This window comes from Pseudomonas sp. MPFS (assembly GCF_022537035.1).
Classification (GTDB): domain Bacteria; phylum Pseudomonadota; class Gammaproteobacteria; order Pseudomonadales; family Pseudomonadaceae; genus Aquipseudomonas; species Aquipseudomonas sessilinigenes.
In genome coordinates, this window is the sequence record NZ_CP066123.1 from 3,858,858 (window position 1) to 3,874,482 (window position 15,625).

Below are 15,625 nucleotides of genomic sequence, written 5' to 3' on the forward strand. Positions count from 1 at the left end.
GCTGCCGCAAGTTGCGCATGGCCGCCTACGGGATGGATCAGGCAGCTTGGACATTACGGCGCCTGCGCAACCGGACGCCGGAGGAGCGTCAACTGAGCAGGACGACGCCACCGGGCAGTTCGGTGCACTTGGCGCCGTAGGCATCGCGAATCAGCAAGGCAACGCCGGCCAGTTGATTGAGGTTGAAGCGCGCCTGGACCTTGCGCTTGCCCAGCTCGGCGTTGAGCAACACCAACATGCCCGGGCGATAGCGATTGATCTCGCTGATCACGGTATTGAGGGTCGCGTTGTCGAACACCAGCACCTGCTCGCGCCAGGCGATCACTGCACGGGGGTCCACCACCACAGGCTCGCCCACGCTGCGCACGTCATAGGTCAGCTGGCGGCCGCTGTCCAGGCGAATGCTGCGCCCCGCGACCTCCACCTGCAGGCTGCCCTCGATGCAGGTCACACACACCTGCTGCTCGGTATTACGCAAATTGAAGCGTGCCTGGCGGGCACTCAACCAGCCCTCGCCGGCCTGTACCTTGAGCGGCCGGACACCCTGGCTGAAGACCTCCACTTCGCCTTCGAGCAACTCGATGCCCTGCTCCCCTGCCCCGAGATCGCGACGGCTGATGCGGGTCTGGGTGTTGAGTTCCAGGCTCACGCCCTCGGCCAGGTCCACCCGCCGCTGCTCGCCAACCTCAGTGGAAAAATCCGCGGTGAGCCCGGCAAAACCGCCCGGTACCGTGAACCGGACCATGAACAACGCCGCCGATGCCGCCAGCGCCCCGCCCAGGAATGCCCGGCGGGCCAGGGTTCGAGGACGCGCTTGTTGCTCCAGGCGCTCGGCAGCCGGGAGCAGGCCATGCCATAGGGCCTTGGCTTGCTCGAAGGCAGCGGCATGCTGCGGGCTTTGCCCACACCATTGGCGCAACGCCTTGGCGTCGGCCGCGGTGGCCCGCCCGGAGGTCAGCAGGAGCAGCCAGTCCCGGGCATCACTCAGCAGTTGCTGGTCCGCCGAGGGCCGGGGAGTGGAAATGCTAAAAATGTTCAAGCGCGCAGATACTCACGGAAATAGTCAGGGACTCTTTGTCTAGGACGGTTTTCCAGCCCCGGGACCGAACCGCTGAATGACTTTTCTTTCAAGACGCAGGGCGCAATGGCCCAGGGCGGCCTTGAGTTCCTTCTCCACCATCCGTGTGGAAATGCCGAAACGCTGGGATATTTCCAGGTGCGGCGCCTCTTCCAGGCGCGCGGCAATGAAGATTCGCCGGCGGCGCGCCGGCAACTCGTAGAGGGCCTTGAGCAGGGTCTGGATTTCTTTCTGGCCACCCACGACCCGCGACGGGTCCAGGGCCTCGTCGGCAACCTGCAGCAACTCCTCCACTTCCTCTCCGGTGAGCAAACGGGCATCGGACTGGCGCCGGTCGGCGGCAATGTTCAACGCCATGCGGTACAGGTAGGCATTGGGCTGGACCAGGTTCGGCGGCTCCTCCATACGGTCGACCCGCAGGTAGGTTTCATGCAGGACATCGTTGGCCAGGTCCTCCGAGCCCAGGCGCCTGCGCAAGCGCACCCGAAAGTCCTCGTAGGACGTCAGGAACAGCCTGACCATCGCACTGTGCCCGGTGTTCTTCATACCCCGGAAGCTCCTTCCCATTCCTTGCAATCCATGCGTTTCCCTGTCGTGTCCGGTATCAAGAGTAAGGTCAACGGCTGGCGCAACGAGCTGGGCGCCTGGCGCTCGATGCGGATTTGCGCCAGGCGCTGCACCAGTGCCTCATCTCGCTGCCAATCGCCGGTGGAGCCCACCAGGCGGCTGTGTTCCACCCGGCCATCACTGCCAACCCACAGTTGCAGCAAGGCACGAAAACCGCCCGGCCGGGTCAACTCCGAGCCACACAAACCACGCTCCACCGCGCGCTGCAACGCCGTGGCATAGCTGCTGTTGAGCCGTGCGGCCTGGCGCCCCCTGGCCCCCTGCTCCACCCGCGGCTGGGAAGCCGCCGGCACTTGCAAGGTAAACGCATCGGTACGGGCATAACGGGCCATCAATCCACTACCGACCAGCAAACGCGCCAGGCCCTCGCGAGCGCTGTAGCGCCCCTTGACCCCCGCCGAACGCCGCCCCCGGGTCAGCTCTCGGTCCACCAGCACGGCCATTCCGGTGGAGCGACTGAACAGTTCCAGGGCCTGGGCCAGGTCCTGCGCCGGGATATCCAGCCCCAACAAGGCCTGGGAATCCACATGCGGCGGCCCTGGCGGCCTATCGCCTGCCCAGACGGCAAATCCCGGTAGCCACAGAGCGAACCCCAGCACACAGGTCGCCAAGCCCCCGTGCAATGAAGTCCATCGCCCGACCTGCGCTCTGTGTCGCTGCACTGCTGTCCAATCCTTGAAAAGCGTCATCCTGAGGCCAGTTTATGAATCTGGTGTTACGGCCACGGCAAAAAAATCATCACTTTTGCGGCTCGGGCTTTGCACTACACTCGGCCCCTATCGAGGCTCGTTTTCCCGGGCCAGCCAGGAGGCCAGGATGAAACGATTTAGCCGATTTGCCGTAGCTCTTGTGTTGTTCTCAGCCTTGCCCTGGACGGTGCAGGCAGAAGAAGCCAAAGAAGGTTGTGTCGAGGTCAGCGTCGGCGGCTACAAGGCCCCCGACTACAACTGCCTGAGCAAACAGATGGGCAATGACCCGGAGGCCGTCAAGGCCGCCAAAGCCAATCAGCAGGCGATGCAGAACCCGGTGGAGAAACGGCCACCGAACCAGAACGGCCTGGCGACTCCCGCCGCCACCGGCGTACGCATGGGTAATACCTTCGGCACCTCAGTCACGCCCCAGCAGCGTCCTTGAACGCGCCCGGGACCTCAGGCAGCCCACTGGCGGGCCACTTGTAGCAGTTCGCCACGCGCCCGCTCCAGGGCCTCGCCACGGGCTTGTGGATCGGCGAACTGCAGGGGCTGGGCATCGACGAATTGCGGATGCTGCACCCCAATGAAAGCGAAGGCGGCCCTCAGCGCCGGGGTCAGGGCGTCCATCCAGGCCATGGGATTGCCCGGGCGCAGGTCAGCGCCGCGGCTGGTCAGGAACAACACCTTCTGCCGGCTCAACTGACCGACGATGCCATCGGCGGTGTTCAAGTAGGTCAATTCGGTACGGGTGATGTTGTCGATGTAGGCCTTGAAACTCGAAGGCATCGACCAGTTGTACATGGGCATGGCGAACAGGCACGCATCGGCCTGTAGCAGGCGCTCGCACAGCACGTCGGATGCCGCCAGGGTCTGGCGCATCTGCTCAGTACGCGCCTGGGGCGCGGTGTAGGTCGCGATGGCGAAGGCTTCGGTAACGGCCGCTGGCGCCTCCCGGGCCAAATCCAGATAGTCGATTTCCAGCTCCAGCCCCTGCGCCTGCAATTGCTCGATGAAATAACGCCCCAGGGCGCGGGAATTGGAACGCTCGCCCTTGGCGCTGGCGTCGACGTGCAGCAACTTCATGGTGGGTACCTGTCTTGCAAAAAAAGAAAAAGTTCGCGCCTACCTGCTGGGAAACTGCGGGCGATCTTGCGCCTTAGATGGACGATGGCAGGCGTGCCAACATCCAGGGCCAGGCATGATCGGTCACTTTGGGCCTATGCAATTCCTGGCGAGAGAGAGACTAAGGCCCCGAGTGCCAGGACCCTATAACCAATTCAACATATTCCCGGGAGACCACTTGCCGGACCTACCGCCCGTATACCCGCCTGTAACCGTCTATTGGCTAGGTTGCTGCACCTGCAAGTCCGACACAAGTTCAGCAAACAGACAGTTATATTGCTCTATGGTGTCCGTTTGATAGCCACTGTATATTCGCGCTTTCCTGGGGAATCATTGAGTAGATGAACAGACTGACAAGACAGGTCATGCAACGACCCTGCCTGAGTATTTTTGTGATAGCCCTCGCTCTGTTCATGGGTTTGCAATATAAGCTGGCGATACTTAATTACACTACTCGCTTCGTCGACTTTGCAGACTACATGCTCTATCACGGCATGACACTCTTCCCAATTTCCGACGATTTGAAGCCCTACCCCGACTATACGATTGCCAATACATTCCTGGCTTATCTGGCATCGTTGCCTTTCGGTCGCCTATCCATTCTTTCAATGGGTCTGCCCTATTGCATTTGCGCAGCCTTGATCCTGGTATTCACTTATAAACTGGGAGCCCTGCATGACAAGAAGTGGGGACTGTATGGTGTTCTCTTTGCCCTTTTTACCTGGGGTTTTCTCGATGCCGTCAACTCGCTGGCGCTCGATGTCTATCCAGCACTATTTACCGTTGTGTGTTTCTATCTGGCCTATTGTGCAGAGTTGAAGCGACAACCTTGGCGCCTGGCCCTGGTATTCCTTTGCCTGGTGCTTGGTTTCATGCTTCGCGGGCCTATCGGCTTGATCGGCCCGGCGATCGTGGTGGGGTCCTATTACCTGTTCAGCCGCCAGTGGCGTACGCTGGTCCTGTTTTCGCTGGTCACCGGCCTGCTGTTCATTGTCGGTGTAGCACTGCTGGCATGGGCTGCCTATATACAGGGTGGCGAGAACTTCATGCGTGAAGTATTGATGATGCAGGGGCTGGACCGTATCGCCAGCAATCACAGGCCACGCTACTACTTCTACTTTACTGGCGGATTGATTACCTATGGCATCACAGTGTTCTTCGCCCTGAATGTCATCGCCAGGAAGTACAAACAGTTTTTTACACAAGCCCGTTCACTCGATAGCAGCATGCTGCTCTATCTTACCGTCTGGTTCCTGGCACTGATCCTGTTCTTTACAATCCCCAACTCGAAGAAGGCTCGCTACATCATTGCAATAACTCCGGCCATTTCACTACTGGCGGCCTATATTTTTATCGACAAGAGCGACATGTTCAGCCGTGCCAGGAACTGGGTATTGGGTTTCTGCCTGAAACTTCCGGCCATTGGCGTGGGATTAGCCCTGGCGGTAATGGTCTATAACGGCTACGCGAGCGAGCCGTTAAAGCCAAACTATATTGGTGTGTTCACAAGTTTTGCCATCTTGACTATCGTCCGCTACTTCATGGACCGAAACTATTATGTCCACCCCCATCGCGAGTTGATCGTCCTGGCCTTCGGGGTCGCGGCATTTCTTGCCTTGGATGCGTTCTTCTTCAACCCCATCACTTACTACCAGGAGTTGGCCATAGAACCGACGCCCAAGTTCCTGCCTTATTGGTTCTGGTAATGCCATCGGGGCCGTTCCGCCAGCGCTCATGGCCCCGGTCGGTAACTACACGAAGCCCTGTGGGACGGGTAACCTTGCGCCTATCTATCAGATTTGGGCAAGCCAATGGAACTTCATGTAGTGATCAACGGCCGCAAGGACCTGGCCGAGCAGCTCTACCAGCAGCTGCGCAGCGCCATGGAGTCCGGACGACTGGCCGCCGGTAGCCAGCTTCCTCCCAGCCGGTTGCTGGCTGAACAGTTGGGTATCTCGCGCAAGACGGTGTCCGACACCTACACCCTGCTGACCTACGAAGGCTACCTGGTTGGCAAGATCGGCCGCGGCACCTTCGTCAGCCCTCGCCCGATCAAGGCCGCACATAAGCAAGAGGCCCAGGACCTGGCCTGCGCCCAGAGCCTGGCCCGCTGGCAAGCCATACCCTCGCCACTGCGCCACCCAAGCCTGGAAGGCACGCTGCGCTATGAGTTCATTGGTGGCGCTACCACCCGCGCGCAGTTTCCCGCAGAACAGTGGCGACGCTGCACCCAGGATGCACTGCGCCGCCTGAGCCAGGCAGGCAGCTTCTACAGCCAACCCGAGGGCTTGCCGGTGCTGCGTCACGCCATCGCCGGGCATGTGGCGTTTTCCCGCGGCGTGGTGTGCACGGACCAGGACATTGTCGTATGCAATGGCGCCCAACAAGCCCTGGACCTGATTGCCCGGGTGATCCTGGAACCCGGCAGCCTGGTGGCCATGGAGGACCCGGGCTACACCCCGGCGCGCCTGCTGTTCCAGGCCCAGGGTGCCCAGGTGCTGGGAATCCCGGTAGATGACGAGGGCATAGAGGTGGCCAGGATCCCCGATGGCGTACGGTTGATCTATGTCACGCCTTCGCACCAGTTCCCCCTGGGCATGCCCATGAGCGAGGCTCGCCGCAAGGCTCTTTTGGAACGGGCACGGGAACTGGGGGCAATCGTCATCGAGGATGACTACGACAGCGAGTTCCGCTACGAGGGGCGTCCTGCCGACTCCCTGCAAAGCCTGGACAGCCTCGGGGTGGTGGCCTATGTCGGGACCTTCTCCAAGACCATCCTGCCGCAGCTGCGACTGGGCTACGCGGTACTGCCACCGGCGATCCTGGCAGCGGTGACCAAGGCCAAGCAATTGAGCGATTGCCACACCGCGACCCTGTCGCAATGGGCGCTGGCCAAGTTCATCGACGAGGGCTACCTGCAAAAGCACATCCGTCGTTGCCACACGGTGTACGCAGGGCGCCGCGAGCGCATCCTCCAGCGCCTGCAAGGCGATCTGGCGCCCTGGCTGGAGGCGGTGCCCTGCACAGCCGGGTTCCACCTGGCGGCCTTGTGCAAGGTGCCGGTGGACATCCCGTTGCTGCTGGACCTGGCGAAGAAGGTGGAAGTCGGCCTGTACTCCCTGCACGAGTTCTTCCACGACCACCCGGTACGTGCTGGCCTGTTCATCGGCTTCGGAGCCATCGAGACCCTGGACATCGACCCGGCCCTGGACAAGGTGCGCGATATCCTGAGGCAGATCACCTGAGGCGTGACGGCATTGGTCTGGCGCTCTTAGCCAGGATTGGCTATAGGGCGGCCAGGCCCCCGGGCTTAGCCTGAAGGCGTATTTCAATCCTTTGGAGAAGCCGAAAATGAAAGCCCTGAGTACTGCCCTGGCCACACTTGCGTTGATGACCTCCCTGGGGGCCGCGGCCCACGAGCCGGTGTACGGCCAGGAGAAGCTGGCGATCCTGCAGGAGCAGCCACTGGCCCACCTGCCGGGCAAGAAAGCCCTGATGCTCACCGTCGACTACGCCCCGGGCCAAGCCACCGTGCCTCACCGCCACGCCGGGGCGGCCATGGCCTATGTCCTGGAGGGCGCCATCACCTCCCGGGTCAACGATGGTCCGAGCGTCACCTACCAGGCTGGACAATCCTGGTTCGAGCCTGCCGGCTCGCAGCATCCGGTCTCGGCCAACGCCAGCCAGACCCAGCCGGCCAAGCTACTGGTGTTCATGCTGATGGACACCAAGGACGAAGTGCTGACGCCCCTGGAACACTAATCCTCTAGCCGCACACGCACCTGTAGCCGCTGCTGAGCCGGCGAAGCTGCGACAAGGCCCGCAGGGCCTGCAGCACTCGACCTGGCAACCCATCGCCCCCGCCGTACAGACGCGACACACCTCTGCGAAGCCTGCAGCAGCGGCCACACCCAGCATGTTGCAAGATTTGGTAACACTACCGGGCAAACACTCAGGTGAAACCGAATCGCCATGATGCTGTCCCATCGCTATCGGTAACGGTCGAGGTCGCCCGAACCGGCCTTCGGGCCCATCGGGTTGCGCAGTGCGCTACCCTCTTCAAGCGACCTCGTACCTCTGTTCACCGGCACGTGCATCCTGCCTGCGCAGCATGCCGCACCTACTCAATCAAGGCTGAAAGAGCGAACCATGAAACAGAACATTCTCCTCGTTGCCGTCTGCGCCGCCCTGCTCCAGGCCTGCACCTCGGCTAACACTTCCCATGAAGGATCGCCTTCCATGCCCGTCGCCACCTCGTCCACCGCTGCCCAGCCGGCGCTCCCGGCCTATTACTGGAACCTGGTATCGGCCACCGACGCCTCGGGCAAGCCCATCCCGGCCCTGGCCAAAGGCATCGAGCGCAAGCTGCGCCTGACCTTCGGCGACCAGAGCCTGAACATCAGCGGCGGCTGTAACGGCCAGTTCGGTGGCTACACCTACCAGAACGGCGTACTGAAGGTGCAACAGCTGGCTTCGACCCTGATGGCCTGCGACAAGAGCCTGATGGAGCTGGACAGCGAGGTCGGCCGCCTGCTCAAGGGTGACCTGCGCACCAGCGTCACCGGTGATACCCCCGAGCCGATGCTGCAACTGACCACCCAGGACGGTTCGGTGCTCAAGTTCCAGGGCGAAGAAACCCCGGAGACCCGCTACGGCAGCAAGGGTGAGATCAAGTTCCTGGAAGTGGCCGCCAAGACCGTCAAGTGCAGCCACCCACTGATCCCCAATTACCAATGCCTGCAAGTGCGCGAGCGCCGCTATGACGACGCCGGCCTGCAACTGCCGACCCAGGACACCTGGCACCCGATGTACGACTCGATCCAGGGCTACGAGCACCACAACGGCGTACGTACCGTACTGCGGGTCAAGCAGTACGAGTGGAAGAACCCGCCGGCTGACGCCTCGTCACACGTCTATGTACTGGACCTGGTGGTCGAGCAGGACGCTTCGGGCAAGAGCAAGTAAGCACTGCCCTCGCCCTGCCAGTGCCTGGCGATCCTTATCGCAGCAAGCAGGATCGGCTTGCCATCGTGGGCGACCCTCGCCCAACAACAAACCAAAGCGCAGCCAAAGGGCTGCGCTTTGGCCTCCAGGCAACTGCATGTCGCCAGGTCAGCTTCTGCTGGTGAGTCTTGGCGATGGAGCTGCCCTTCCTGAATCCCCGATCCCAGCCATAAACGCCTCCCGCATAGGCAGGATCAGTGTCGCCGGATCCACGGCCTCGCCATTAGGTCTGCGCGTGATGCGTGTGAACAGCACCACGCCCAGTGCTTCTTCCCGTTCCCTAATCGCGCGCGACAACGTGCGATTGTTCGATGGCAGCCGTCCGGCGGGACGGGCGAAGTGTTGTTCTTCAGCGACGGCCAGCAAGCAACGCAAATGTCTGAACGCCAGCGCGATCAGTCATGCCGTCTTACTCTTCCCAACAGCACGAGCACCAGGATCGCCGTCGCTGCCGCCGCCCCCGCCAGGACAAGAAGCTGAAAACGGAATGCGCCTTCATAGGCCTGCAACAGCAGCGACCGTCCAGCCGCTGGCCAATGCGCCAGGGCATTGTGTAGGTCACTCATTGCCAACCGGTTGGATGCTTCGACCAAGTCTGCATTCGTCATTGGCCCTGATGCGCCATTCGGCACGCAAACCACCAGCCCTGAGAGAATGTTGGCGGACATCATGGCCCCCACGGCGGCAATGGCCATCCCGTCGCCGGCCAGGCGCACCGCATTGAAGATTCCCGCAGCCATGCCCGCCCGCTCCTTGGGAACAACGCTCACGGCCAAGCCATCCATCAACCCCCAGGGCAGGCCGATGCCAATGCCGATCACCAGCATCGCCAGCAAGCGCGCGCTTTGCGCACCGCCCGATAGCGTCAAGCCCAACCAGGCCAGCCCGGCTGCCGCAATGACCAGGCCAATGCCGGACAGCACGCCGACGTTGATCCAGCGCGCCAGCACGCCGGCAACGAAGGGCACCACCAGTAGCGGCGCGGACAGCGCGATCATCATCTGCCCGGCTGCCAGTGCGCTGTACCCTTCGACCCCGATGAATCGGGCTGGCAGCATGACCAGCAGCACGATGTACGCATAGGCCGGCGCAATCGCCAGCACCTGCACTCCGACGAACCGGGCATTGGCGAACAACGACAAGTCCAGCATGGGCTTGGCCTGCCGACGTTCGATAACGACAAAGGCGGCCAGCAACATGAGGGCGCCCGCCAGGCACGCCAGCACCCAGGCATGGTGCCAACCTCGCTCGGGCGCAAGAATGATGCCGTAGGTCAGCACGGCCAGCCCGGCGGTGAAGCTGATGGCGCCGGGCCAATCCAGTCCTGTGGCACCGGGGTCGCATGTCTCGCGGGCAAATGGGGCAATGAGTGCCGATGCCAGCAAGGCGACCAGCGCCGGTAGAAAGAACACCCATTGCCACCCCAGGGTGTCGATCAGCAGTCCAGCCATGAACGGGCCGAATGCCGCTCCAGCGCCGAAAGTCGTACCGATCAGGCTGAATGCGCGCGTGCGGGCGTGTCCATCGAACTCTTGTGTCAGTGCAGCCATCGCCCCCGCAAAGGCTGCCGCCGCGCCCAGGCCCTGAATGAGCCGCAGGATGTCGATCCAGAACACCGACGGCATGAAGGGAATGGCCGCTGTTATCACCGCGAACAACAGCATGCCGGACAGCCAGACCCGCTTGCGCCCATAGGTGTCGGCCAGGCTGCCGGCAGCCAGTGTCGCACTGCCGTAGGTCAGGATATAGGCATTGATGATCCAGGTTAGCTCGACCGCGCTGCCGCCCAGTACCTGGTTGATCGAGGGAACGACCACCGCGGGGCCGGCGATGCTCAATGGAATGACGGCGGCGGTCAGGCAACCGGTGACGATCAACGAAGCTTTGCCAAATTTCGCGTCCGACTCGAACGCAGTACTGGTACTCATCGGGTATCCCTTGAAAATAGCGAGGCCATGCATGGCGCTCGCGGATTCACAGTGGTCGCGGCAATGCCGCGGCCACCTCGTTGAATAATTGATGATAGAAAGGAACTAGCGATGGAAAAATAGTGCAAACATCACGACAAACATGACAGATCAGTCAGCAATTGGAGAGTGAAATGGATAGCCACGGCGGCATGACGATCTTTGTGCAGGTAGCCGAATCGCGCAGCTTCGCGACAGCGGGACGGCAGTTGGGTATCTCCGCATCGGCGGTCAGCAAGGGCGTGGCCCGGCTGGAGCAGAAGCTGGGCGTGCGCCTGTTTCAACGCAGTACCCGCAGCGTGAGCCTCACAGCGGAAGGCGCGCTGTTCCTCGAACGCTGTCGGCGCATCCTTGCCGAGATCGCTGCGGCCGAGCATGAGTTGGCCAGCACGACGGCGACCCCGCAAGGCCGGCTGCGGGTAAGCCTGCCTCTGGTCAGCGGGTTGATGTGGCCGGTGTTGTCGGCTTTTGCCAGCCACTATCGGCAGATCGAACTCGACCTGGATTTCAGCGACCGCTTGGTGGATGTCGTGGACGAAGGGTTCGATGCGGTGGTGCGCACTGGAGAGTTGAGCGACTCCCGACTGATGAGCAAGCGCCTGGGTATCAGCCGCTTTGTCTGCGTGGGCGCACCAGGCTATTTCGAGCAGCACGACAGGCCCCAACAGCCCGAGGACATCGCCCGGCACGCTTGCCTGCTGCATCGCGTCCCAAGCACCGGCCTGCTGGAGAAATGGCGTTTGCGACGCCGCGACGAAGACGTCGACCTACGCCCGGCACCAAGCATGACGAGCAACCACCTGGAGACGCTGCGGCACATGGCCATCCAGGGCCACGGTATCGCCTATCTGCCGGACTTCGCGGTCAAGGCAGCCCTCGATCGTGGAGAACTGGTGACGGTGTTGGACGACTGGGCCGGTTCGTCCAGTACCTTCTGGGTATTGTGGCCCTCTAATCGGCAGCTGTTGCCCAGAGTGCGGGCGTTCGTTGATTTCATGGCTGAGCATCTGTTCCCGGCGGGATCACTCAGATGATTGGAGGTCCGCGTTGCCGCCCGGCGCACCTGGGCCAGCCATACCGGCGCCAGCGAGCGGGCCTGCTCGAGGTTCAGTTCCCGGAGCAGGCCAGGGCGGGCTTGCGGCGCTCGCCCGAGTTCGTGCGGTATTGGAACATGAACACCCTGCGGCCCGCCGGGGTAATCCTGCACAGGAAACCGGGCATCAACGTATCCCGAAGTTCGATGGCCTGTGCCCGGGGATGTACCGCTTCAACAGCGGGCTTGGTTTTCGCCATGACGGCTCCTCGGAAAGACCCGATTCCCAAGAACGTCGCGGGGGCCAGCAGAGGGGAAGCCAGGTCAGGTTTCGGGCAGCACCGGCCTCTGTTGGACTCGCCCGAGCCATTGATAAACCTTATGTATCTTGCTTCGGCGGAGTCCAGCGAAGTTCGCTGCTGGAGTCATGGTGAAATCCACATAGGCCGTTCCCCTGCCACACCGCCCGGCATGCGGGTCCGCACCGGACGGTTCGAGAAATTAAGGCCAGGAGAGACACGGTAAATCCCACTCTGTCGAACCACGCCATATCGAGCACTCGGTTGAGTTCAAGAGTGCTATTGCGCCACCAGCAGCGAGAATTTCCCGCCACTTTGCGAGCAGTAACCTCACTTGCACCCAACTTACGTAGCTCTCGATAGATCATCGCTGAGCAGACGATCGCAGTACCCCCTCCACTTCGAAGCCGGCCGGCTCAGCATCGCAACAAACCCATGCTGGCAGCCAATGCCGCAAACAAGCGTCCGCCAATCGATCAATCGGTCACTGCTCCCATCTCTCCAGGTACCTGCTCTTGGGGAACCGCTAGACAACCAACTCGATCGAAATCTGTTGTTGGAACAACGACTCGGGGATTTTGTTTGCGTAGCCTCGATCAAACGCCAACTTTATCAAGTCGAACTTGCTGGAAGCTCCGAGCTTATGTTTGAGGAAGCTTATGTACTGAAAGACTCAAACGTTCTCCTATTTGCCGAGCAGAATTGCCCCTGATCAAGAAGAACAAGACCTCGCGTTCACGACGGGTCATTTCGTCCCAGTTACCATTGTTCTCCGGTTCAAGGCTGCCATTATCGAGAAGCCTCGAAATACTGAAGTTATTTTCGCTACCTGCTTGTTGGAGGCACAAACCGACAACATCCAACACAGGTAAGGGTCTGATGTGAAAGATTATACCTATCACCTCTCGGGTCTCATCGAAGAGTGGAATCTTTTGCGAGAGATAAGCATGCATCCGCCCCTGTGAATCAGGATGAATGTCCAGAATCTGCATCGGTCTGCGATTGCGTTGCACCTTCATGTCCTGCACCCGGAAGACATCACTGAATGTGGCCGCCGGGCATGGTAGATCCGCAGGAGACAAGCCTCGAATAGCTTGCGCATCGGATAACTCCATCAAGCGGGCAAACTCACGATTGACGTAGATAAAACGCGAAGCACGGTCAAGGCAGCCCCAACCGCCAGGATAGTGATCAAAAATGAGTCTTAGTTGATCGATAGGTACGGACATCATGACCCTCCCCCGACCTCATGCGATTTCATGACAGCAGCCGGCCTATGTATCAAGCATGCTCTTCGGACACGTGAAGTATCAACTTTGACCGAAAAATTGATAAAACTACAAAATCTGGTAGTGGCTTATTGCTCAGGCATTCATTTCGCATCGAGCAGAACCCGTATTTTCTACGGATGCCAAAGATAGCCGGCGGTAGTTAGAGTTACTTCACCGCGCTGCATGGACGAGTCGGCACCGGTAACTTTCATCTGCCTTTTCCTTGTAAATCCCATTACAAAAATTCAGGACAAGGGAGGTCAGTGATGGCCATTCACAACTTACCTGAAGCACAAAAAAAACCTCGGACACCGCGCGTCGACGTGATCCATGAGACTTTTCAACAGCGAGCCACTCGCACCCCCGAGGCAGTGGCATTGGTCTTTGAACAACAGCGACAAACCTATGCCGAGTTGGAGCTAGCCTCGGATGTCATCGCGGTGGCCCTGAAAAGAGCTGGGGTCAACCCAGGAGACATCGTGGGAGTGGCGCTACCCCGCTCGTTGGAGTTGGTCGGTTGCCTGCTGGGAGTGCTGAAGGCCGGCGCTGCCTACTTGCCTCTGGATATCCAGTACCCACGTGAGCATCTGGCGCAGGTGCTGGCGGATGCCGCACCTTCAGCAGTGCTCAGTACTGCCGAAGATGCACAGGCATTGGGAAAACTGCCACCATCGATTGCACTGCTAGATATAACTTGCCTCCCGGATTCGGCAGTCGAGCCCGAACTGCCGCAACCTACCGGGAACAATGTCCAGCCAGGTGACAATGCCTATGTAATCTACACTTCGGGCTCGACTGGCAGGCCCAAGGGAGTGCTGGTTACCCATCACAACGTCTTGCGCTTGCTCACCGTCACCCAGCCAGCATTGGGATTCGGTAACGAAGATACCTGGGTTCTTTTCCATTCCTACGCGTTCGACTTTTCAGTCTGGGAAAATATCCGGGGGGCTGGATCATTGAGTTCGGACCTGCCGCAAAAAAACAATGCTGCCAGCATATCGAGCGGCGGTGGCTGAGCCTGCAGCGTAAAGCCGACATAGGCCGCAGCGTATGAGCGCCATGCCAGCACCGCACGAGATTTCCCCATGAACGCGCCATCCGATGTCCAGCAGACAAAAAACCTGAACACCTCCCAACCGTCGCTGCTGGCACTATTTCCTCTTCTGCTGGGCGCACTCCTGCCACCTCTGGACTACTTCATCGTCAACCTGGCGCTGTTCTCGATTCGCGACGATATCGGCGCCAGCGATACCCAGCTGCAGCTGGTGATCTCGGCATACGCCTGTGCCTATGCGGCAGGGCTGATAACCGGGGGGCGCCTGGGGGATCGATATGGGCGCAAACGAATATTCATGCTCGGCATGGTAGGGTTCCTCCTTGCCTCGCTCCTTTGCGGCTGCGCCCCGAATGGAACAGTTCTGATTGGCGGGAGGATACTGCAAGGGTTCTTCGCCTCGATCCTGGCGCCCCAGGTCCTCGCGACTATCCGCTCGGTCTACCCGGTACATCTGCAAACGCCCATTTGCGCCGTCTATGGCTTCGTATTCGGGATCGCCGCCATCACAGGACAGATTGGCGGGGGAATTCTCATCGACCTGGATGTGCTCGGCCTTGGCTGGAGAGCGATTTTCCTGGTCAATCTGCCGATCGGCATAGTCGCCCTGGCAGCCGCCCTGACCTGGGTACCGGAAAATCGGTCAGAGCGACAGGTCGGCTTCGATGTCTTGGGCATGCTGTTGCTGACGGCCTTCCTGCTGTGCTTCATCTACCCTCTTTCCCGTGGGCTGGAGTCGGGTTGGCCGACGTGGCTGGTATTGATGCTGGCGGCCAGTTTTCCAATCCTGGTGGTTTTCGTGCGACTCGAGAAGAAGTTGCAACGCCAGGGCGCAACGCCACTGGTCAACCTCGACCTACTGCGCAATCCGGTCATCAGCCTTGGCACAGGGCTGGCGTTCCTGTTCTACAGTGATGCCTTGTTCTTCTTCGGATTTGCCCTGTACCTACAGTCCGGACATGGGCTGAGCGCCCTGGACTCCGGCCTTGGCCTGCTGCCCTTTGCCGCAGGCTTCATCATTGGCCCCTTGTGGACGCCCAGGCTGGTGAAGCTAATCGGCAATAATGTCGCCGCATTCGGCTTCGCCGTCCTCGCACTGGGTTTCTTCCTGCTCGCCTTCATGGCCACGCCTGACCGCACCCTGGGGGTCTACGACTACCTGACCTTGCTGGTAGCGGGATGTGGCCACGGTATCGTCCTGTCTTCCCTGACCCGGATCGTTTTGGCCTACTCACCGCGCAACCACGCAGGCTTGGTGTCGGGCCTGTTGATCTCGATGTTGCAGATCGGCTCGGCCACAGGCGCAGCGGTACTCGGAGGGCTGTTCTTCCATTTGCTTGGGGAAGCGCCACAGGCCATTGACTATGCCCATGCCTTCCGCGACGCGATGTACGTCCTGGCAGCCCTGCTGACGCTCTGCATACCACTTGGACTGTGGCTGGCCAAGCTGACCCGGCACGCCGCCACCGATTGAGGAA

At 60.6% G+C, this 15,625-nt stretch carries 14 protein-coding genes and 3 pseudogenes; 8 read left to right on the forward strand and 9 right to left on the reverse strand.

The features are described 5' to 3' along the window. Positions 1-88 precede the first annotated feature (88 nt). From I9018_RS17555 to I9018_RS17565, 3 genes are read right to left on the reverse strand one after another with little or no spacing between them, the layout of a single operon-like run. Positions 89-1,039, reverse strand: coding sequence for a FecR domain-containing protein (locus tag I9018_RS17555; RefSeq protein ID WP_241107016.1), 951 nt, complete (start codon positions 1,037-1,039; stop codon positions 89-91). A gap of 39 nt (positions 1,040-1,078) precedes the next feature. Then, positions 1,079-1,624: a sigma-70 family RNA polymerase sigma factor gene (locus tag I9018_RS17560; protein ID WP_068588316.1), complete on the reverse strand. Its 546-nt coding sequence runs from the start codon at positions 1,622-1,624 to the stop codon at positions 1,079-1,081. Continuing rightward, complete coding sequence (locus tag I9018_RS17565) at positions 1,621-2,232, reverse strand: STN domain-containing protein (protein WP_241107017.1); 612 nt, start codon at positions 2,230-2,232, stop codon at positions 1,621-1,623. The genes I9018_RS17560 and I9018_RS17565 overlap by 4 nt, the downstream gene beginning before the upstream one ends. 289 nt (positions 2,233-2,521) lie before the next feature. On the opposite strand from I9018_RS17565, the gene I9018_RS17570 reads away from it, so the two are divergent. Next, positions 2,522-2,839, forward strand: coding sequence for a hypothetical protein (locus I9018_RS17570; RefSeq protein ID WP_068588309.1), 318 nt, complete (start codon positions 2,522-2,524; stop codon positions 2,837-2,839). A gap of 14 nt (positions 2,840-2,853) precedes the next feature. Here I9018_RS17570 and I9018_RS17575 read toward each other — a convergent pair whose 3' ends face one another. Beyond that, positions 2,854-3,480: an NAD(P)H-dependent oxidoreductase gene (locus tag I9018_RS17575; RefSeq protein WP_068588306.1), complete on the reverse strand. Its 627-nt coding sequence runs from the start codon at positions 3,478-3,480 to the stop codon at positions 2,854-2,856. A gap of 380 nt (positions 3,481-3,860) precedes the next feature. On the opposite strand from I9018_RS17575, the gene I9018_RS17580 reads away from it, so the two are divergent. From I9018_RS17580 to I9018_RS17595, 4 genes are all read left to right on the forward strand, one after another. Continuing rightward, positions 3,861-5,225: a glycosyltransferase family 39 protein gene (locus I9018_RS17580; protein ID WP_241107018.1), complete on the forward strand. Its 1,365-nt coding sequence runs from the start codon at positions 3,861-3,863 to the stop codon at positions 5,223-5,225. Positions 5,226-5,330: 105 nt separating this feature from the next. Continuing rightward, entirely contained in the window at positions 5,331-6,764 is a 1,434-nt protein-coding gene (locus I9018_RS17585) for a PLP-dependent aminotransferase family protein (RefSeq protein ID WP_068588304.1), read from the forward strand. Between the two features lie 106 nt (positions 6,765-6,870). Further along, complete coding sequence (locus I9018_RS17590; protein ID WP_241107019.1) at positions 6,871-7,281, forward strand: cupin domain-containing protein; 411 nt, start codon at positions 6,871-6,873, stop codon at positions 7,279-7,281. Between the two features lie 477 nt (positions 7,282-7,758). Beyond that, on the forward strand, positions 7,759-8,484 hold the full coding sequence (locus tag I9018_RS17595) for an META and DUF4377 domain-containing protein (protein ID WP_241107020.1): 726 nt from the start codon (positions 7,759-7,761) through the stop codon (positions 8,482-8,484). A gap of 270 nt (positions 8,485-8,754) precedes the next feature. On the opposite strand, the pseudogene I9018_RS17600 reads toward I9018_RS17595, so the two are convergent. Next, positions 8,755-8,913: pseudogene (locus I9018_RS17600) on the reverse strand (LysR family transcriptional regulator); the annotation flags it as partial. Positions 8,914-8,918: 5 nt separating this feature from the next. Then, positions 8,919-10,451 carry an MFS transporter gene (locus I9018_RS17605; protein WP_241110165.1) on the reverse strand — a complete coding sequence of 511 codons (1,533 nt, stop codon included), beginning with the start codon at positions 10,449-10,451 and terminating at the stop codon, positions 8,919-8,921. Between the two features lie 173 nt (positions 10,452-10,624). On the opposite strand from I9018_RS17605, the gene I9018_RS17610 reads away from it, so the two are divergent. Then, positions 10,625-11,524: a LysR family transcriptional regulator gene (locus I9018_RS17610; protein ID WP_124347789.1), complete on the forward strand. Its 900-nt coding sequence runs from the start codon at positions 10,625-10,627 to the stop codon at positions 11,522-11,524. Between the two features lie 20 nt (positions 11,525-11,544). Here I9018_RS17610 and I9018_RS17615 read toward each other — a convergent pair. From I9018_RS17615 to I9018_RS17625, 3 genes and pseudogenes are all read right to left on the reverse strand, one after another. Continuing rightward, positions 11,545-11,783 (reverse strand): annotated as a pseudogene (locus I9018_RS17615) (Arm DNA-binding domain-containing protein); the annotation flags it as partial. A 266-nt stretch (positions 11,784-12,049) separates the two neighbouring features. Next, positions 12,050-12,187, reverse strand: a pseudogene (locus tag I9018_RS17620) (group II intron reverse transcriptase/maturase); the annotation flags it as partial. A 276-nt stretch (positions 12,188-12,463) separates the two neighbouring features. After that, on the reverse strand, positions 12,464-13,051 hold the full coding sequence (locus I9018_RS17625) for a PAS domain-containing protein (RefSeq protein WP_241107021.1): 588 nt from the start codon (positions 13,049-13,051) through the stop codon (positions 12,464-12,466). Between the two features lie 308 nt (positions 13,052-13,359). Here I9018_RS17625 and I9018_RS17630 point away from each other — a divergent pair, with 308 nt between their 5' ends. Continuing rightward, the gene (locus I9018_RS17630; RefSeq protein WP_241107022.1) at positions 13,360-14,109 is read left to right on the forward strand and encodes an AMP-binding protein; all 750 of its coding nucleotides are present in this window, start codon (positions 13,360-13,362) and stop codon (positions 14,107-14,109) included. Between the two features lie 69 nt (positions 14,110-14,178). Beyond that, complete coding sequence (locus I9018_RS17635) at positions 14,179-15,621, forward strand: MFS transporter (protein WP_241107023.1); 1,443 nt, start codon at positions 14,179-14,181, stop codon at positions 15,619-15,621. The last annotated feature ends 4 nt before the right edge of the window (positions 15,622-15,625 follow it).